Origin of the sequence: Paraburkholderia sp. (genome assembly GCF_026225065.1) — a bacterium.
In the GTDB taxonomy this organism is placed as follows: Bacteria; Pseudomonadota; Gammaproteobacteria; order Burkholderiales; family Burkholderiaceae; genus Paraburkholderia.
Genome location: NZ_JAMFSB010000145.1, coordinates 1 through 19,435 on the forward strand (window position 1 = coordinate 1; position 19,435 = coordinate 19,435).

The window sequence follows — 19,435 nt, forward strand, 5'->3', positions numbered from 1 at the left end:
ATTTCCCGTTTCGTTGCAGTAGTGACGTCATCATAGTAAGAGCACTAACAGGATCCGGACGGTTGCTGACGCTGGACCCGGCTCGCTACCGCCGGCGGCCGCGCATTGTCCCGCAAACCCGGATTGTGTTTCACCGCGCCGCCCCCTTCTGACACGCGACGTCATCGCGCACAATGCCTTTAACGGTCAACCGGCCGGTGAAAGCTCGCATCAGCAAAGCCAAGGGGTACATCATGCAAACGAAACTGATTGAACGTGAGTGGATCGATCCGGTGGCGGTGCCGGGAGAGACCCACAGGGTCACCGATCTGACCGATGCGGCGGAACCGCAGTGGGTTGGCATCGTAGATCTTGGCCCTTCGGCGACCTACACGCTCGATGAGAAGAAGCGGCACGATCTGTATGTATTGCGAGGCAACATTGCGATAAACGGCCACTCATTCGATGCCGATGACTTCCTGATCCGCTGCGATGCGCCCCTCGTGCAAGCGGGCGAGGGTGGGGCACGTCTGCTGCTTTATCACGAAGCATCTGCTTCCCGATGTGATCCAATCGTTCGCAGTGCGAGAGCACGTGTGTGGCGCAACGGGATCAATCCACGGATGCATGTCGTTCCGCTCGCGAGCGGCAGGCAGCACGTCAGCCTGGTCGAGTTTCAACCGGGTGCACGGACCCGCGATCATACGCATCCGAGTGGCGAGGAGATATTCGTATTGAGCGGAGAACTCAGGGATGCGAACGAACGCTATCCAGCGGGAACGTGGCTGCGTCTTCATCCAGGCGCCCAGCACGCGCCGTTCGCCGAAGTGCCGACGGTCATCCTGCTCCGTCACGGTCATCTGCTTGCGACGCGTGAATGATCCTGGAGCATATCGATCAACGCCCGGACTTTCGGCGCGGTATGTCTTCCCGGGGGAAGCAACGCATGAATCGTCATGGGCGCGGTCGACCAGTCGGCGTACACGCGTACGAGCCGGCCTGCGGCAATGTCCGCGCGAACCGAGAAGTCGGGCAGCAGGCCGATGCCGGCGCCTTCCGCGACTGCCGCACGGCACGCGTAGACGGTGTCGGCAAACAGACCGGTGACGAATTCGATCTCGTGTGAATCCCCAGCGGCGCGACACAACTCGAAGCGTGATGGCTGTGCGAGAACCGAGAGCCCTACAAAGGCCAGATTCGACGCATCACCGATGTCTTCCGGAAGCGCGTTGCGCACGACAAAGTCGGGACCGGCGACCAGCCACTTCGAATATTCTCCGATGCGCACTGCGCGATGGCTCGAATCGGCCAGTTCACCGAGGCGGATGGCGACGTCGACACCTTCCGCGATCAGGTCGATAGCGCGATCCCCGGATACGATCTCGCGACTCGTTTCGAAGAACGACGCACCTGCCTCCGTCACACTGATACGCCGCGTCGTCCTGACAAGGAGCGTGGCGCCCAGTTCGAGTTCCAGCCGCTGGAGGCTGTCGCTGACCGTCGTCTTCCCGACTCCGCGCCGCTCCGCCGCCCGCGTGAACGAGCCGGTTTCCACCACGGCGATGTAGTTCAGAAGATGTTCGAAGGTCAGGTTACGCAGGTCGGACATGGCGGACGCGTGGCTACGCAATATGGTGGAGGAGGGTTACCGCAAACATGAGCGTCGCGGCGACGCCGACCACGAAGGCGAGGGTGCGCAAGACGGGAACCCCAGCAGCATAGACGCAATAGTGGACGAGTCGGGCGACGAGATAAAGCTTTGCCGCGAGGACGGTCGCAGGCGTGCTTACGCCGATTAGCGCTGCGGTGAGCACGAGAGGGGCGAAGACGGCAAGATTCTCGATCGCATTGGTGTGAGCGCGCCGCGCCCGCTCGGCCCAGGCGGGGTCGGGCGGCAGCGAAGGATCGGGATTGCCCAATGTCGGAATCAACCCACGCGTCATAATTCTGGCGAGCGTGTACGGAATCCACATCAGAATCGTGGCCGAGGCGACGAGCGTCAGGAAATAGAGTTCGGGCGTGAGTTTCATTGAGCGGTGCTCCGGCGGATGGATTGTTCGGCCAACTGGATTGGGATGGCCGTATTGCTCCGCAGTCTAGCGGTCGCATCTGCAAGGGGCTATAGTCGCTAATGACATTAACAGGTTCATTTGTGACATGAGACTGGCTATATTTGCCCTTGATGGCGTATTCGATACCGGCCTGACGGTTCTGCTGGATACTTTCGCCACCGCCAACGAATTGGCCGCGGCGCAAGGATTCGCCGCGCCGCCTTTCGACGTGAGGATTGTCGGGTTCGGCGGGCAGATCCGTACGGCTCTCGGCTTGTCCGCGGTGGTCGAACCGGCGAGCAGCATCGGTCAGACGGATTGGGTGGTGGTCCCCGCGCTGAATACCAAACAGCCCGAGCGGCTGCTTGAAGCGCTGGAGCGCTCCGATGTGCGCGACGCCATCGCGCACCTTCGCGTCTGGCATGCGGATGGCGTCGGCATCGCGGCGGCGTGTCTCGGGACCTTTCTCCTCGCGGAAGCCGGGCTGCTCGACAACGTCGCGGCGACCACGGCGTGGCCGCTGGCACCGCTTTTCCGTCAACGCTATCCGGGCGTCAGACTGGACGATTCGCGCATGGTCGTCGCGTCAGATCGCGTCGTGACAGCGGGCAGCATGATGGGCCATCTCGATCTCGCGCTGTGGTTGGTGCGTCAGGCGAGTCCTGACCTGGCTGCGCTCGTTGCTCGCTTCATGCTTGTCGACAAGCGTTCGTCGCAAGCTCACTACATCATTCCGGATTATCTCGCCCACGCCGATCCATTGATCGCGCGATTCGAGCGTTGGGCTCGCGACCATCTTGCTATGGGGTTTTCGCTTCAGGATGCGGCGAGCGCACTGTCCGTCGGCACGCGCACCTTGCAGCGCCGGACCGAGGCAGTGCTCGGCAAATCGCCGATGGCCTTCTTCCAGGACCTCAGAATCGAACGTGCGAAGCACCTCGTCTCGATTGGCTTCGACGTCGAAGCCATTGCGAGCGAGGTGGGCTATGCCGATGCCGCGACCTTGCGGACCTTATTGCGTCGCAAGCTCGGCCGAGGGGTGCGGGAACTGCGCGCGGAGATGCGCTGATACAACGCGAGCATCCTGGCTGTGGACTTATTCAATGGGCGTTGTTTTGCGGGTGTTCAGCCTAGGCTGGCCCTGGCTTCTGTTGCGATTGTGCGTTTCTTTCTGCGGATAAATCGGCCATGAGCTTCTCGAGGTCCGGGGCTGGCAACCTGCCTTCCTTCATTCCAAAATCGCACCAATGCGAGTAGGCGTCGAAGCCGGCGTTCCTGACGTCCTGGTTCCGTTCCGCATACCACTGGCTGCTTAAGGCTTCTCTTAACACCTTGGACCCGGGAACGGCGATCGCACCGATGATTTGAGTGACCACCGGATTTCCTTTGGCCGGTGAGCTCACGTTCTGCGTGACAGGAATGTCTTTGGCGGGCTCACTCAATTTCTTCGCCAGCGAATAGACGATTCTTGTCAGCATGGACACTTCCCGTTCGAGCTTCTCGACGGGACTCAGATCCAGCACATCGTTTTCGCCTGGCGGCGGAAAGAGGGCCGTGTCGGGAGGGATCTCAGGGAAGAAAGTGTGCTTTATTTTTTCATTGCTCCCGGAGTAAGCATCCAGAATTTTCAGCCGTGTTGCGCGATCAAAAAGATAAGGCTTCGATTTCTTTGGACGGTCCTCCTTGCCGAGGGCGCCGTTCATGACGTCGTAAAAGGACGTGTCATGGATCGACGAGAATTCGTCCCGCACATGATGAGCCAGAGCAATGAGCCGCTCGTCGTTGCTTTCATTTATGACGCCAACCCTTTTGTGATTTGCGTCGACGGGCAGGCCGGTGACCGCTATGAAATCGTCGACAACGTCGCCGTTGTACATGGACTTTCGATCGAACAGGCGGACGTGAACCCGGTCCCGGCCAAAGTCGCGCAACCATGGGGTGAGCATGGCGTGCCAGTCGCCGTCGATCGGAACACGGGCCGCGAGGTATTCGGCGATACTCTCGTAAGCCTTTACGTACCATTGCCCCCATGAAGACGAGAGATACTCGTCCTGACGCCGAATGTAGGCAACGATATGCACATCGAAATGCGCTTTCTCTTCCGCGAACAGGCTTGAAAACGCGTGCTGGTTGGACAGGTTCTCGGCGCTGATCACCAGCGTGTGCAGATTGCTTCTGACCATCTCTTCCTTGAGCGCGGCCAGACGTCGGCGCACGATGGACACCGCGTCCACCCGGGTAGGCTGATGCGGAGCCTGAGCAGATGGCGACGCGTTGACCAGATTCAGGAAAAAATTGATTTGCTGACCGGCGATGCTTGCGTTCATCGTCAAGTCCAGCCCGGGAATCAGCACCCCTTGCGCTCTGAGCGATGCCGCGTTCGCGCCTAGATAGGCCTGAATCGCAGAGCTGCCGCATTTGCCTGCGCCAATATGAATGATGAGCTTTTGCATGCGTGTGAATGGAGGGTATCGAACGGCGGTGAATCGGGTCTTGCGTAGGATACCCCGGAAGCGGCCAGCGATAGAAGTCCCCGCGACCTCACGCTCCGCCGCGCCGCGCGCGCAAACCGAACAGATACGACAGCACCGCCGAAACGAATAGCGTCGCGCTGACGAAATACAACCCGAGCGAGTAGTCGCCGCTGATATCGCGCAGCTTGCCGATCACCATCGGACCGATCGTGCCGCCGATCAGGCTGCCCATCGCGTTGATCAGCGCAATGCCAGCAGCCGCGGCGGAACCGGACAGGAACTGCGTCGGCATGCTCCACAGCGGCGGCTTTGCCGCATTGATGCCGAAGTTGGCGATCGACAGTCCGACGATCAGCACGATCACCGTGCTCGCATGTCCAGACATCAGCATCCCGATCCCGGCCGCGAGACACGCGATCGCGACGTGCAGGCGGCGCTCGTTGGTGCGATCCGAATTGCGCGCCCATAGCACCATCGTGACCACCGCGAAGAGATTCGGAATCGCGTTCACGAGACCGAGTTCGAAGTAGCTGAAGCCGAACCGGTGGATGATCATCGGCGCCCAGATGCCGACTGCGTAAAGCCCGGTCGAGGTCCCCGCGTACACGAGCGCGAGTAGAAGCACGCGCGGATCCTTCACCGCGCTCCAGACGCTCGACTTGCTCTGCGCGGCCTTGCCATCGCGTTCGCGCTGCATCTCGCTGCTCAGCCATTGCCGCTCGGCGGGCGCAAGCCACTGTGCGTCCTCTGGCCGGTCGGTCAGGAAGAAGAATGAGACGACGCCGAGCAACACGGTCGGCGCGCCCTCGACGAGGAACAGCCACTGCCACCCATGCAGATGCGCGTAACCTTCCAGGCTCATCAACGCGCCGGAGATCGGCGAGCCGATCATGTTCGAGAGCGGCGCCGCGGTCATGAACATCGCCGTGACGAACGCACGATGGCGCGCCGGAAACCAGTAGCTCAGGTACAGGATGATGCCGGGGAAGAAGCCTGCTTCCGCGAGCCCGAGCACGAAGCGCAGCGTATAGAAGCTGAACGGACCGCTGACGAACGCCGTGGCCGCCGACAGCACGCCCCACACGACCATCAGCAGTGCGATCCAGCGGCGCGCGCCGATGCGCTGCAACGCGAGATTCGACGGCATACCGGCAGCGATATAGCCGACGAAGAAAATCCCCGCGCCGACACCGAACATGGCCTGCGTGAGGCCGATGTCGTGATTCATCGTGAGGCCCGCGAAGCCGACGTTCACGCGATTCAGAAAGCTCAGGAAGTAGAGGATGATGATGAACGGCGTGATGCGCCGCGAGATCTTTCTGACGACGCGGGTCTCCAGTGCGGCGTTCTCCTGCGGGTGGACTGTGGTGCTGCTCATGGGTGTCTCCTTTCGATCGCGCTTTGGCGCCTCGTATTATTTAATTGTGATTTTGCTGCGCGGGCAGATCGATACGGCTCCACGGCTGCGCTGCCCAATGGCGCGTCTCAAAGGTGTCGATTGCCTCCTCTTGGCGCAGCGTCAGGCCAATCATGTCGAGCCCTTCCACCAGCATCTGCTTCTGGCGGGCCGGCAGCGAGAACCGATAGCGCTGTCCTGAAGGCGTCAACACGACCTCGTTCTCAACGTCGATCGACACGTGCTTGTCGCTGCCGCTCTCGAGTTCGGCGACGAGCGCCTCGACCTCCTCAGGCTGCAGTGTGACAAGCAACAAGCGGTTGTTGGTCGAGTTGAAGTAAAAAATTTCGCCGTAGCTCGGCGCGATTACCGCTTCGAAACCTCCCTGCTGCAAGCCCCACACGGCGTGCTCGCGGCTCGATCCGCAGCCGAAATTGGCACCGCCGATCAGGATTTTCGCGCCCTGGTATTCGAGGCGGTTCAGCACGAACTGCTCGCGCACATGGCCGTTCGCATCGAGCCGCAAGTCGTGCAGCAAGCCGCGTGCTAGTCCCGATTTGTCGATGCCGAGCAGAAACTGCTTTGGCATGATCTGGTCGGTATCGAGGTTGTTGACCGGCAGCGGGGCGGCGATGCCCGCGATCATGAACGGCTTAGCCATGAGTCAGCTCCTTGCGAATGTCGACGATGCATCCCGCGATCGCGGCAGCGGCGGCCATTGCGGGACTCATCAGATGAGTTTTGCTATCGCGCCCCTGGCGCCCTTCGAAATTGCGGTTCGTGGTCGATGCGCAGCGCTCGCCCGGCGCGAGCACGTCGTCGTTCATCGCCAGACACATCGAGCAGCCCGGCTGGCGCCATTCGAAGCCGGCGTCGATCAGCAACTGCGCGATGCCCTCGCGTTCCGCCTGGTCGCGCACCATGCCCGAGCCCGGCACGACCATCGCGCGCACGGTCGACGCCACCTTGCGGCCGCGCACCACTGCGGCGACTGCGCGCAGATCTTCGATCCGCGCATTCGTACACGAGCCGATAAACACGCGGTCGATCGACGTACCCTCGATCGGCGAGCCGCCGGGCAAGCCGATGTAGTCGAGCGCCTTGCGCATGGTTGCGACGTCGAGGCCGGAGCCGTCCGTGGCGTTGGCGTCGGGGATGCGCCCGTCGACCGGAATCGCCTGGTCCGGGCTCGTGCCCCACGTGACGTAGGGGGCGACGCGCGATGCGTCGAAACGATGCTCGACGTCGAAATGCGCATCGGCATCCGAGCGCAGTTGCGACCACGCCGTGCGGGCGGCGTCGAGCGTTTGCGCATCGAGGTCGCGTACCTTGCTGCAGACATAGTCGAGCGTCGTGCGGTCCGGTGCGATCAGCGCGGCGCGTGCGCCGGCTTCCACCGTCATGTTGCAAAGGGTCATGCGCGCTTCGGCGGACAGCGCGGCGATCGCCTCGCCGACGTATTCGACCGCGTATCCGCGCGCACCTTGTGCGCCGATCTGCGCAATGATGTGCAACACGACGTCCTTCGATGTCGTGCCCGGCTGCAGCGCGCCGTCCACGACGATACGCATGTCCTTCGCGACGCGGTATACGAGCGTTTGCGTGGCCAGCACGTGTTCCACCTCCGACGTGCCGATGCCGAATCCGAGCGCGCCGAGTGCGCCGTAGGTGGTGGTATGGCTGTCGCCGCACAGCACCACCATGCCGGGACGGATCAGTCCGATCTCGGGCGCGACGACGTGCTCGATGCCCTGCATCGCATCGTTGACGTCGAACAGATGAATACCGTGCTCCGCACAATTGCGTGTGAAGTTCGTGGCCTGTTTCGCGGCGTCGACGACCTCGATCGTGCGCGCGCGAACCGGCACCGGCCGCGTCGGAATCACGTGATCGACGATGCCCATCTGCTGATGCGGGCGCCACACGCGCAGGCCTTTCTCACGCAGCCCCGCGAATGCCTGCGGGCTCGTGTACTCGTTCATGATGTGCAGATCGGCATAGAGCAGGACGTGCTCGGCGTCGATGATCGATACGGTATGCGAATCGACCAGTTTCCGGTAAAGCGTTTGTGAGGACATGATGAAATCCGACTGGTAAGGATCAAACGTACGGATCAGGAACGAATCAGCGCTGCAGAAATGCCAGCACGCGTTCAAGGAGTAATGCCGGCACTTCCTCTGCAATGTAGTGACCGCACGGCAGCGCCTCGCCGCTCACGTCGGCGTTCCAGTGACGCCATTCCGCCAACGGATCGAAGCACTTGCCGACTGCGCCGTCCGCACCCCATAACGCGAGGAACGGACAGACGATGCGCTTGCCTGCCGCAAGATCAACGCGGTCGTGCTCGAGGTCGATGGTGATCGAGGCCCGGTAGTCTTCGCAGATTCCGTGTGCGGTGGCCGGATCCGAGAGGCAACGTAGATAGGCCGCGTAAGCCTCGGACGTGAACGGCTTGAGCCCCGCGCTACGGGCGCCCATGGTCTGCTTCAGATAGAGGTCGGGATCGGCGCGGATCAGCGTTTCGGGGAAAGGCGCGGGGCGCACGAGAAAGAACCAGTGCCAGTAGGCGCGCGCAAACTCGAGTGAGGTCTGCTCGTACATGGCGACGGTCGGCGCGATGTCGAGTGTCACGAGTTGTGTCACCGCATCCGGATGGTCGATCGCCATCCGCGCCGCGACGCGTCCACCGCGGTCATGACCGACGACCGCGAACGACGTGAATCCATGAGCGCGCATCAGTTCGACGTGGTCGAGCGCCATGCGGCGTTTCGAGTAGTTAGAGTGGTCGGCGGCGCCTTGGGGTTTGTCGCTGTCGCCGTAACCGCGCAGATCGGCGGCCACCACCGTGAAGTGCCCGGCGAGGGTGGGCGCGACCTTGTGCCAGATCGCGTGGGTTTGCGGGTGGCCGTGCAAGAGTAGCAGCGCCGGGCCGTGTCCACCCTTGATCGCGTGAATCCGGACGCCGTCGACGGTTGTCGATGCGTCGCAGAACGCTTCGAACATGGTTGTCTCCTGAAGTTGTTTGCAGTCTAATTCATGCCATGAGCGATTGGGTTTCCATAAAAGAAATCCGGTCGTAACTTTCAGGAATGAATGAGGCGAAGCACGGAGTAATGCGATGGATGGCTTTTCCGATCTGAATCTGTTTGCGCTGGTTGCGCGCAACCGCAACCTGGCGGCTGCAGCGCGCGAGCTAGGCGTGACGCCGCCCGCCGTCAGCAAGCGCCTCGCGCATCTGGAGCAGCGCCTCGGCGTGCGGCTCATGAACCGGACGACCCGGCGTCTTTCCCTCACGCCGGAAGGGGAGCTTTATCTCGCCAACGGTTCGCGCATTCTCGATGACCTGTCGGAACTGGAGCATCTCGTTACGCGCAGCCGTGGCGAGCCGACCGGCCTGCTGCGTTTGAATGCGTCGTTCGGCTTTGGGCGCACACATATCGCACCTGCGGTATCGGAGTTCGTCGAGCGCTTTCCGTCGATGAAGATCCAGTTGCAACTGACTGAGCGGCCGCTCAGTCTGCAGGAAGAAGGCTTCGATCTCGGCATCCGGTTCGGCGAGGTGCCCGACGCGCGCATCAACGCCCGTCTGCTGCTGAAGAACCGGCGCGTCGTGTGCGCATCGCCGGCGTATCTGAAGCGGCATGGCCAGCTCTCCGTGCCGCACGACCTGACCCGCCACTCGTGCATCGTGCTGCGCGAGAACGATTCGGCGTACGGAACATGGCATTTCTCGCGGGGTAAGCGCGCGGAGACGGTGAAAGTCGACGGTTCGCTGTCAAGCAATGATGGCAGCATCGTGCTGCAGTGGGCGCTCGATGGGCGCGGTATCGTTGCGCGCTCGCAGTGGGAGATCAGCGGCCATATCGAACGCGGAGAACTGGTGCCGCTGCTCGTCGAATGGGCACTCCCGAACGCCGATATCCACGCGATCTATCTCGAACGCAACAGGCTGTCCGCCAAGCTGCGCACGTTCGTCGACTTCCTGGGCGAGTACTTGCGAAATGCATTTGACGGGGAAGTAGCAACAGGCGGCGTGGAGACTTCCAGGTGAGATCTTTAGTCTCGTTCACTTCGATCTGTACACCCAGGCTATTATCGACGCTCATGCCAATTGTTCCGTTGGCATGAGCGTCAGGATGCTGCCCTCAAAACCAGTTGGTGCTGCGTGCTTTTGAAAGGAGATTGCGATGACTGAGCTCGTAACATGCATGTGGTTCGATCAAGGTAAAGCGCGCGAAGCGGCGGAGTTTTACGCCGCCCACTTTCCCGACAGCCATGTCGACGCGGGTCATGTCTCGCCTATGCCGGGCATTGGACAGGGCGCGGAGTTAATGGTCGACTTCACTGTGCTCGGCCAGCGCTTTTTAGGCTTGAACGGCGGCTCCAATTTCAAGCCGAACGAGGCAGTCAGTTTCATGATCTACACGGATAGCCAGGAAGAGACCGACCGGTATTGGAATGCCATTGTCGGAAATGGCGGGGAGGAAGCGCCTTGCGGCTGGTGCAAGGACCGCTGGGGCTTTTCGTGGCAGATCACGCCTAGGCGGCTAATCGAGCTTGTCGGCGGCAGGGATCGTGATGCGGGACGGCGTGCGATGGAAGAGATGATGAAAATGAAGAAGATCGATATCGCCGCGATAGAGCGCGCAGCGGCAGCTCGAGAATGAATTCGCATCCCTTCCTCGGCTAAGGGCCCGTTACGCGCGCATTAAGGCGCGTCTCGTGTTCAAATGCAGTTTTCGTGGAGGCACAGATGGTTGCTGACGATCAACAAAAGGGTAGCGGTAACGGTGGGGCGGCCAAACGCGGCCCGACCGAACGCGGCCCGGTCAAACGGTACGCGGTGCGAGACTTCTTCCGCAGACCCGACAAGTATTCGTTCACAATCGCTCCCGATGGAAGGCATCTGTCCTTTCTTGCGCGCCACGCCGGCCGCCAGAATGTATTCGTGCAGGGCATCGATGCTGAAGGCGATCCCATAGGGGAGCCGCGTCCTTTGACCAACGAGACCGAACGCGATGTGCCCGGCCACGCATGGAAGGGCAACGATCACATTCTGTTCGTCAAGGATTTTGGCGGGGACGAGAATTTTCACGTGCTGTCGGTTCCGGTCGACGGTGGCGAGCCGCGCGACCTGACGCCGTTCGATGGCGTCAAGGCCAACATTGTCGATGACCTCAGGGACGACGACCACCACGTGTTGATCGAGATGAATCGTCGCGATCCGCAGGTCTTTGACGTCTTTCGTGTTGACGTCGTCACGGGGGAATTGACGCCGATTGCCGAGAATCCCGGCAATGTCGTGGGCTGGACAACGGATCACCAGGGGCGGCTGCGCGTCGCGATCGCGTCCGATGGTGTCAACCAGACGCTGCTTTACCGGGATGTCGAGGCAGAGCCTTTCCGGGCCATTCTGACGACGGACTTTCGTGAGACTGTCGCGCCGCTGTTCTTTACCTTCGATGACAAACGGTTATACGTGTTGTCGAATCGGGGGCGCGACAAAGCCGCGTTTTTCGAGTTCGATCCGCAGACCGGTGAAGAGGGTGCGTTGCTGTTCGAGACCACGCATGTTGACGTGGGTGATTTGGCGTATTCAGAACATCGGCGCGTGCTGACAGCGGCTTCATACGTCGACGATCGGGTTCATCGCCATTTTTTTGACGACTGGGCACGAGACGTCATGGCCGACCTCGAGCGGCAATTGCCCGATCACGAGGTTACCGTCGTGAGCATCACGCGCGACGAGTCGCGCGCGATCGTGCGTGCCGCAAGCGATCGGTCGGCCGGCTCAGTGTGGATCTACGACGTCGCGCGTCGGCAGCTTGCCAGGCTTGCGGACATGATGCCGTGGCTCGATCCCGCCGATATGGTCCCGATGTCGCCGATTCGCTTCACGGCACGCGACGGCCTGCAACTCAGTGGATACCTGACGTTGCCTGCGGGATTCGCGTTGGGGCAGGATGTCGCCGAGCCCTTGCCGCTGGTTGTCAATCCGCACGGCGGTCCGTGGGCTAGGGACGAGTGGGGTTTCAATGTCGAAGCGCAGCTGCTCGCGAATCGCGGCTATGCGGTGCTGCAGATCAATTTCCGAGGCTCGACGGGATACGGACGCGCTTTCTGGGAGGCCAGTTTCGGGCAATGGGGCCGGGCGATGCAGAACGATATCGACGACGGCGTCGACTGGCTCGTGTCACAAGGGATCGTCGATCCGGCGCGTATCGCGATCTACGGGGGAAGTTACGGCGGCTATGCAACGCTTGCGGGCATCACGTTTACGCCGGACCGATACGTAGCTGCCGTCGACTATGTCGGGGTATCGAATCTGTTCACTTTTCTGGAATCGATGCCTCCGTACTGGAAGCCGATGCTCGACATGCTGTACGAGATGGTCGGCGACCCGCGGACCGAAGAGGGCAAACGGGCATTGCACGATGCGTCGCCGCTGTTCTTCGTGGACCGGATCGTGACACCGCTCCTCGTTGCGCAAGGCGCCAACGATCCGCGAGTCAAACAGGCCGAGAGCGATCAGATCGTCGACGCATTGCGTGCCCGCGGTGTCGATGTCAAATACATCCTCAAGGAAAACGAAGGGCACGGTTTTCACAACGAAGAGAACATGTTTGAGTTCTATGAGGCGATGGACGCGTTCCTTGCCGAGTATCTCAGCGGAGTTGCGAGGAAGTGACCGGGTCTGCAGCGGGCAAGCCACGGCGTCGCCTGAGTACCGAGGCACGCGAACAACAGATCGTGGAAGGAGCGGTGCAGTTTTTCTCCGAGCAGGGACTGGCGGGGCAAATGCGCGACCTCGCCAAAGAGATTGGCATCACGCACCCTCTGCTGTACCACTACTTCCCGACCAAGCAGGCGCTAATCGAACGGGTCTACGAGGAAGTTTATCTAGGCCGATGGACGCGCGAATGGGAACAATGGGTGGTCGATGCCGAGGTGCCGCTCGAGCGCCGGCTGACGCGTTTCTATATTGACTACGCCCGCACCATCCTGACCCGCGACTGGGTCCGCATCCTGCTGTTGTCGGGCATGAACGACAGCTACATTCCCAGGAAGTATCTGGCCTTGCTCAAGCGTCGACTGTTCCCGCTCATCATTCGCGAGACGCGCGTCCATCTCGGTCGCCCGTCCTCTCGCAAGCTCGACGATGCCGAACTGGAACATCTGTGGGGACTGCACGGCGGCATCTTCTATATTGGCATTCGCGTGTTTATCTATGGGCAGGCGTTCCCGCGAAACCTTGACCGGATCATCGGCGATCGTGTGCATGCGTTCATGAAAGGCGCCGGCGACATTTTCGTTACTTAGAAGCGCTTACCGTCCCCAGTGCGATCAGTATTTTCTCGGGCGTGATCGGATGGGACGTGAGCCGGGTATTAAACGGCACGAGTGCATCGTTTATCGCGTTCATGACGGCCGCCGGTGCGCCCGCCGTCCCCGCTTCTCCTGCTCCCTTGGCGCCAAGCTGCGACGTGGCGGTAGGCGTTTCGATGTGCGCGACCTCGATGTCCGGCATCTCGGCGGCCATGGGGACCAGATAGTCGGCCATGTTGCCGTTACGAAGCGAACCGCCCGCGTCGTAAAGACATTCCTCGAACAGCACGCCGCCAATTCCCTGGACCACGGCACCGCGAATCTGCTCGTCTGCCAGCATCGGATTGAGCACCCTGCCACAGTCTTCCACCACCCAGTGCTTGAGCAGTTTGACCATGCCGGTTTCCACATCCACTTCGACATGCGATACATGCACGCCGTTAGTGAACACAAAGGGGTAGTCGCGCTGGGCGTAGTGCCGGGTGGCCGACAGTTCCGGATGAATGCCGGGCGGCAGGGTGTCCGGGCGGAAGTATGCCTGGGTGGCGAGGTCGACGAGTCGCACAACGGTTTCGCCCGTCGACGTATCCACGACAGCGCCGTCAGCTAGCGCGAGGCCGTTTCGCTCGCGCTGGTGGATGCGGGCCGCGAAGTCGATCACCTGCGCAGAGAGCGCGATCGAGGCCTGCAGCACCGCTTCGCCGCCGATGCCCGCGCCTCTGGAGGCCCAGGTGCCGCCGCCATAGGGCGTAACGCCGGTGTCGCCGGTGACGACCCGGATGGAGCCGAGGGGCATCGAGAGCGTATCTGCGGCGATCTGCGCGAAGATGGTTTCCGTGCCTTGGCCCTGTTCGCCTACGCTGACCAGGACGCTAATTCCGCCTCCCGCATCCAGCCGTACTGTTGCCCCGTCCTGCGCGGCAATCCGTGCGCCGCCGACCCCGTAGAAGGCCGCGCCCGGGTTGGTCAGCTCCACCATGCTCGCTATGCCGATGCCCCGATACACGCCTTGCGAACGCAATTCGCGCTGTTCTTTGCGAAGCCGCGCGTAATCGATCATCTCCTCGATCTCATCCAGACATGCCTCGTGCGACAGACCTTCGAGCTTGATGCCCGAAGCGCCGGTGCGCGGATAGCTGTCGTCGGGCATGACGTTCATGCGCCGCAATGCCAGCGGATCGATACCGAGCCGCTGGGCCGCAAGATCGACCATGCCTTCGGTGACCGCACACGCGATGGGGTGGCCGACCCCGCGGTACTGGCTCATCGGCGGCTTGTTCTGGAAGACGACGCGCAGCACCGCGCGGTAATGCTCATGCCGATACGGGCCGCCAGTGATATTGAGCACCTGGTTTCCCTCTATGCCGCTAGTCCTTGGATACACGGAGTAGGGCCCGACACCGCTCAGATCGTCGATTTCGAAGCCGACGATGCGCCCGTCGGTCATCGCGGCAAGCCGCGCGTGAACGCGATGCTCGCGCGCATGGATATCGCTTGCGAAGGACTCCAACCGGTCCGCAACGAACTTGACGGGCCGCTTCAGGATTTTGGCCAACGCCACCGTCGCAAAGTCGTCGGGATACGAATGGACCTTGATGCCGAAAGATCCTCCCACGTCCTTGCAGATAACGCGCACCGAACCCTCCGGCAAGTCCAGATGCCGCGAGTAGAGATCCTGCATCATGTGCGGCGCCTGGTGCGAGTGATACACGGTCAGGGTGTTGTCCGCGGCATTGAAGTCCGCGAGCACCGAGCGCGTTTCCATCGTGACACCGGTATGACGTCCGAAATGGTAGGTCTCCTCTACAACCAGGTCCGCGCCCTCGAAGGCTGCGCTCACGTTTCCCGTGTCGATGGTGCGGGTGAAGCAGAGATTGTCGCCCAGCTCTGGATGAATCACGGGAGCATCGGCATCGAGTGCGTGCTCCATGTTTGCCACGACCGGCAGTTCCTCCCATTGCACCTGCAGGTACGGCATGGCATCTTCCGCTTCGCGGCGCGATTCGGCAACGATCGCGTAGACCGGTTCGCCTTGCCAGCAAAGATGTCCCGGCGCGAGCGGGTACTGAACCGCCGACTTCATCCCCGCCAGGTGCGACAAGGTCGCCACCCAGGGCTTGCATACGCCTTCCAGATCGCTCGCCTGATAGATGCCGATGATGCCGGGCATCATGCGCGCGAAGCTGCTATCGAAGGCGGTGATACGCGCGTGGGCGACGGGGCTGCGCCAGTAGACCACATGCGCCATGCGCGGCAGGGCGATGTCATCCACATAGGTGCCGCGTCCCTGCAGCAGCCGACGTGCATTCGGCCGGGCGACCGGGCTGCCGATATAGCGGCGCTCATCAAGCCCGACGTCGTTCTGGTGGCGTTTTCTCAGCATGACGCCACCAGTGCCGAGGTGCGCTGCAGGCGTGCTTCGAGAACGTCCTCGATGGCGTCGACGATGGCCTGATACCCCGTACAGCGGCAGTAATTGCCGGACATGAATTTCCGGATCTCGTCGCGGCTCGCGTGCGGTTTCTGTTCGATCAGTTCGGCCGCGGCGATCAGCATGCCCGCCGTGCAAAAGCCGCACTGCAAGGCATTTCTCGCATGGAACGCGGCCTGCAGCTCCGCGAGGTCGCCGCGGTCGCTGGCGCCTTCGATCGTTTCGACCCGCGCGTTCTGCGCCTGCACCGCGAGCACCAGACAGCCGCGCACCATCCTGCCATCGAGCCGGACCGTGCAGGCACCGCATACGCCATGCTCGCAGCCGACCCGCGCGCCTTTGATCTGCAGCGAGTCCCTGAGAAAGTCGATCAGGTGCGTACGCGGCTCGACCTCGCAGCTAACCGCGCGGCCGTTGACTTCAAGCCGGATAGTCATGCGCTCAGTCATGTTTGTCTCCTTCGTGCCGACCCTCGATGCGGGCCTCGGCGAACTTGCACAGCAAGCGTTTCAGGACCACGCGGGACAAATGCAGCTTGGTTTGCGCGGAATGATAGAGATCGGCTGCCGGCTCGATGTCGAGCGCGTCGGCGAATTCCGCAGCCGTGTCGACGGTCAGTGCGGTCGTTTCCAGTAATGTCTCCACCGCACGGGCTCTTTCGGGAACATTGCCGGTACCCAGAAAAACCACGCGCGGATTTTCAATCAGCCCGGTGGCCGCCATGCTGCCCGTGACCGCTGCGCCGACGATGGCGTAGTCGCCATGACGCCGGACCAGTTCGTCGAACTGATGATTCGATGCCGCAGTCTCGACCGGCACTTCGCAGGCGAGGATGACTTCGCCCGGCTGCAAGGCGGTGGTGTACAGGTCGAGGAAAAAGTCGTCGGCCTGGATCCGCCTCTCGCCATCGGCGCCGGAAACGATCACCCAGCCACGCAGCGCAACCAGACAGGTGGGCCACTCGGCGGCGGGGTCGGCGAATGCGATCGAACCGCCGAACGTCCCCAGGTTGCGAATCGCGCGGTGGGCCACATGCGGCGCGACTTCCGAAAGCAGCGGCGCATGGCGCCGCACGAGATCCGAGTCTTCGATTTGCGCATGGGTGACGAGCGCGCCGATGCGCAAGCGATCGCCTGAAACGCTGATGCCGCGCAGTTCGTTGAGAGCGCCGATATCGATCAGCAACTGCGGTTCGGACAAGCGCATGTTGAGCGTTGCCAGCAGCGTCTGGCCGCCGGCGATGATCCGGGCTTCATCGCCGTACTCTTCAAGCAGTGCAAAAACCTGCGCTATATCACGAGGACGGACATAGTCAAACGCGGCCGCTTTCATGGGCGAGTCTGCCTTTACGCAAGATGTGTCAGGAGAAGTGTGGTGAGCACACCGAGCGCAAACCATCCGGCCCGCACCAACTCGGGTGCGAATCGCCCTTCGGGCCATATCGATGACGGCGAGGCGGCGGGCCGGCGTTCCGGCGAGGAGGGGGCATTTGTTGAGCGAGCCGCGGCCTCGGGGACAAGCGGGGCATCATCGGCGACCACGTCTCCGCTGAGTTGCCGCTGCAGCCCGGCGAAGAATTCGTCAGCCATTTTTTTCGCAGACGAATCGATCAGCCGCCCGCCGATCTGCCCCAGTTTTCCGCCGACCGAGGCTGCCACCGAGTAGGTCAGTCGCGTACCACCGGCCTCATCCGACAACTCGACGTTGGAAGAGCCCTTGGCCGACCCCGCGCCGCCGCCCACGCCTTCGAACGAAAGCTTGCAATGCCTGGCCGGCTCGACGTCGGACATGAACATCTTGCCGGTGAACCTGGCTCGTACAGGACCCAGCTTGACCAGGATCCGCACGTGCGTTTCTTCGTCCGAGACCCGGGCGACGTCCTCGCATCCGGGGATGCAGCGCTGCAGGACCGCCGGGTCGAGCAGTGCGTCCCATACGGCGTTTCTCGGCGCCGCCATCAACTGGTTGCCGGACAATTCCATCAGCCGTCTCCTGATATAAACCCCAATTTCATGCGCTATTCTGCGCCTTATTAACCGGATGGTAAATATAGGGGTATTTTTGACGCGCTGCCGGATAGTGTGGAATCGTGGCGCGACGCCCGCTTAACGGGTGATTTGATGGGGTCCGGACGGTGCAAACGAGGGCAGCGGGGACGCCAGGTGCGCTAACCCAAGACGGGTAGCACGCGCCGGGTCGACGTCGCCGACCTTGAATCCCGCCACGGCGTGACGCAACTCCTGAGCCTGATCGGCCATCGACTGCGCCGCCGCCGAGGCTTCTTCCACGAGCGCAGCGTTCTGCTGGGTCACCTGGTCCATTTGCGTGACCGTCCGGTTGACCTGCTCAATGCCGGTGCTCTGTTCTTGCGATGCCATCGAGATTTCGCTCATGATCTCGGTCACGCGCTTCACAGCGTGGACAATTTCGTCGATCGTGTTGCCCGCCTCCTCGACCAGCCTGGCGCCGACTTGCACCCGATCCACCGACTCGCCGATGAGCGCCTTGATTTCCTTGGCGGCGCTCGCGCTGCGTTGCGCGAGATTGCGCACCTCGCTGGCAACCACGGCGAAGCCGCGGCCCTGCTCCCCAGCCCGTGCAGCCTCGACCGCCGCGTTGAGCGCGAGTATGTTGGTCTGGAATGCGATGCCTTCGATTACGTTGATAATGTCAGCCACTCTGGCTGAACTGCTGGAGATCCCGTGCATCGTCTCGACAACGCGTCCCACGACCGCCCCGCCACGCTGCGCAGTGTCCGAGGCCATATTGGCCAGTGCACTGGCTTGCCGCGCGTTTTCCGCGTTGTGATGAACCGTGCTCGTCAGCTCTTCCATACTCGTGGCGGTTTCCTCGAGCGACGCGGCCTGTTCTTCGGTCCGCTGCGAGAGGTCAAGGTTGCCTGCCGCGATTTGCTGCGAGGCAGTGGCAATCGAGTCGGCTGAATTTTTGATCGTCCCGATGGTTCGAGTGAGGTGATCCTGCATGAGCTTCATTGAAAACAGCATGCTCGAGTGGTCACCCGGCGCGGTGTCCACCACCGCGGTCAGATCGTTGTTGGCAATGCGGTTGGCGATTTCGGCGGCGTAGGACGGCTCGCCGCCCAGGCTGCGCCGGACGTTGCGGCTGATGAGCAGCATCGCCGCCGAGACCAGTGCGCCAATCGTGAGCACCATCAGCAGGTATTGCAGCAACATGGCATGAAACAGGTCGTCGATGTCGTTCAGGTAAAGACCCGATTCGATATACCAGTCCCATGGTTTGAACCGTTTGACGAAGGTGAGCTTGTTCGCCGTGACGTAGCCCGCAGCCTTCTGGATGCGCCCGAGATACTCGACGTAACCTTGACCTTGCGCCTGCGCGGTCTGCACCAGGTCGACGAATACCAGCGTGCCATTCGGTCCCTTGAATGCGCTGACATCCTTGTTGCGTAAGTCAGGCAGGGTGGGATGCATGAGCACGACAGGATGCGAGTCGGTGACCATCACGAATCCGTCCTGGCCGTAACGCATCGCCTGCAGCCGCGCCAGCGCCTGTTTCTTTGCCTCATCCTCACTGATTGCATGCGCCGAGGCCTGAGCGGCGAGATCGCCGACCACACCGGTTGCTGCTTCGACGATGTTCTCGATGGCGGTTTTGCGATCGTCCAGCATCCTCTGGCGCGATTCCCACGCCGTGGAGCAGGCTAGCAACAGTAGCCCGATCCACATGATGACGAGGACCGACCATAGTTTCGCATTCAGGCTCAGGCGGCTCATGGGTGTCTCCTGCACAGCGACCT

Annotated in this window: 18 protein-coding genes; 6 read left to right on the top strand and 12 right to left on the bottom strand. The window is 61.8% G+C overall.

From position 1 onward, the window contains the following. The first annotated feature begins 233 nt into the window (after positions 1-233). Positions 234-860, top strand: coding sequence for a cupin domain-containing protein (locus M0954_RS11100; RefSeq protein ID WP_297353175.1), 627 nt, complete (start codon positions 234-236; stop codon positions 858-860). On the opposite strand, the gene M0954_RS11105 is transcribed toward M0954_RS11100, so the two are convergent. Together M0954_RS11105 and M0954_RS11110 are read right to left on the bottom strand one after the other, a co-directional pair. Then, the gene (locus tag M0954_RS11105) at positions 836-1,588 is read right to left on the bottom strand and encodes a LysR family transcriptional regulator (RefSeq protein WP_297353177.1); all 753 of its coding nucleotides are present in this window, start codon (positions 1,586-1,588) and stop codon (positions 836-838) included. The two genes, M0954_RS11100 and M0954_RS11105, sit on opposite strands and share 25 nt — an antisense overlap. A gap of 13 nt (positions 1,589-1,601) precedes the next feature. Next, on the bottom strand, positions 1,602-2,009 hold the full coding sequence (locus tag M0954_RS11110) for an MAPEG family protein (RefSeq protein WP_122154217.1): 408 nt from the start codon (positions 2,007-2,009) through the stop codon (positions 1,602-1,604). Positions 2,010-2,136: 127 nt separating this feature from the next. On the opposite strand from M0954_RS11110, the gene M0954_RS11115 reads away from it, so the two are divergent. Continuing rightward, positions 2,137-3,099: a GlxA family transcriptional regulator gene (locus M0954_RS11115; protein ID WP_122154218.1), complete on the top strand. Its 963-nt coding sequence runs from the start codon at positions 2,137-2,139 to the stop codon at positions 3,097-3,099. A gap of 61 nt (positions 3,100-3,160) precedes the next feature. On the opposite strand, the gene M0954_RS11120 is transcribed toward M0954_RS11115, so the two are convergent. From M0954_RS11120 to M0954_RS11140, 5 genes are all read right to left on the bottom strand, one after another. Then, the gene (locus tag M0954_RS11120) at positions 3,161-4,483 is read right to left on the bottom strand and encodes a hypothetical protein (RefSeq protein ID WP_297353179.1); all 1,323 of its coding nucleotides are present in this window, start codon (positions 4,481-4,483) and stop codon (positions 3,161-3,163) included. A gap of 88 nt (positions 4,484-4,571) precedes the next feature. After that, entirely contained in the window at positions 4,572-5,882 is a 1,311-nt protein-coding gene (locus M0954_RS11125) for an MFS transporter (protein WP_297353181.1), read from the bottom strand. A 40-nt stretch (positions 5,883-5,922) separates the two neighbouring features. Further along, the gene (leuD, locus tag M0954_RS11130) at positions 5,923-6,561 is read right to left on the bottom strand and encodes a 3-isopropylmalate dehydratase small subunit (RefSeq protein ID WP_297353183.1); all 639 of its coding nucleotides are present in this window, start codon (positions 6,559-6,561) and stop codon (positions 5,923-5,925) included. Further along, positions 6,554-7,978 (bottom strand): 3-isopropylmalate dehydratase large subunit, encoded by a 1,425-nt coding sequence (gene leuC / locus M0954_RS11135; protein WP_297353185.1) that lies wholly within the window; start codon positions 7,976-7,978, stop codon positions 6,554-6,556. The genes leuD and leuC overlap by 8 nt, the downstream gene beginning before the upstream one ends. A 46-nt stretch (positions 7,979-8,024) precedes the next feature. Then, entirely contained in the window at positions 8,025-8,903 is an 879-nt protein-coding gene (locus M0954_RS11140) for an alpha/beta hydrolase (protein WP_133891335.1), read from the bottom strand. A gap of 115 nt (positions 8,904-9,018) precedes the next feature. Between M0954_RS11140 and M0954_RS11145 the strand changes: the two genes are divergently transcribed. From M0954_RS11145 to M0954_RS11160, 4 genes are all read left to right on the top strand, one after another. After that, a complete protein-coding gene (locus M0954_RS11145) occupies positions 9,019-9,951 on the top strand; it encodes a LysR family transcriptional regulator (protein WP_297353187.1) in 933 nt (310 codons plus the stop codon). Positions 9,952-10,087: 136 nt separating this feature from the next. After that, positions 10,088-10,567 (top strand): VOC family protein, encoded by a 480-nt coding sequence (locus M0954_RS11150; protein ID WP_122154224.1) that lies wholly within the window; start codon positions 10,088-10,090, stop codon positions 10,565-10,567. 86 nt (positions 10,568-10,653) lie between these two features. Further along, positions 10,654-12,588, top strand: coding sequence for a prolyl oligopeptidase family serine peptidase (locus tag M0954_RS11155; protein WP_297353189.1), 1,935 nt, complete (start codon positions 10,654-10,656; stop codon positions 12,586-12,588). Beyond that, a complete protein-coding gene (locus M0954_RS11160; RefSeq protein WP_297353191.1) occupies positions 12,585-13,220 on the top strand; it encodes a TetR/AcrR family transcriptional regulator in 636 nt (211 codons plus the stop codon). Before M0954_RS11155 ends, M0954_RS11160 begins: the two co-directional genes overlap by 4 nt. Here M0954_RS11160 and M0954_RS11165 read toward each other — a convergent pair. The 5 genes from M0954_RS11165 to M0954_RS11185 all read right to left on the bottom strand — a co-directional run bounded on the left by M0954_RS11165 (position 13,213) and on the right by M0954_RS11185 (position 19,412). Beyond that, a complete protein-coding gene (locus M0954_RS11165; protein ID WP_297353193.1) occupies positions 13,213-15,609 on the bottom strand; it encodes a xanthine dehydrogenase family protein molybdopterin-binding subunit in 2,397 nt (798 codons plus the stop codon). The genes M0954_RS11160 and M0954_RS11165 overlap by 8 nt on opposite strands. Further along, on the bottom strand, positions 15,603-16,106 hold the full coding sequence (locus M0954_RS11170; protein ID WP_297353195.1) for a (2Fe-2S)-binding protein: 504 nt from the start codon (positions 16,104-16,106) through the stop codon (positions 15,603-15,605). The genes M0954_RS11165 and M0954_RS11170 overlap by 7 nt, the downstream gene beginning before the upstream one ends. After that, positions 16,099-16,989 (bottom strand): FAD binding domain-containing protein, encoded by an 891-nt coding sequence (locus M0954_RS11175; protein WP_297353198.1) that lies wholly within the window; start codon positions 16,987-16,989, stop codon positions 16,099-16,101. The genes M0954_RS11170 and M0954_RS11175 overlap by 8 nt, the downstream gene beginning before the upstream one ends. Before the next feature lie 14 nt (positions 16,990-17,003). After that, complete coding sequence (locus M0954_RS11180; RefSeq protein ID WP_297353200.1) at positions 17,004-17,639, bottom strand: CoxG family protein; 636 nt, start codon at positions 17,637-17,639, stop codon at positions 17,004-17,006. 123 nt (positions 17,640-17,762) lie between these two features. Next, positions 17,763-19,412, bottom strand: coding sequence for a methyl-accepting chemotaxis protein (locus M0954_RS11185; RefSeq protein ID WP_297353201.1), 1,650 nt, complete (start codon positions 19,410-19,412; stop codon positions 17,763-17,765). Positions 19,413-19,435 lie beyond the last annotated feature (23 nt).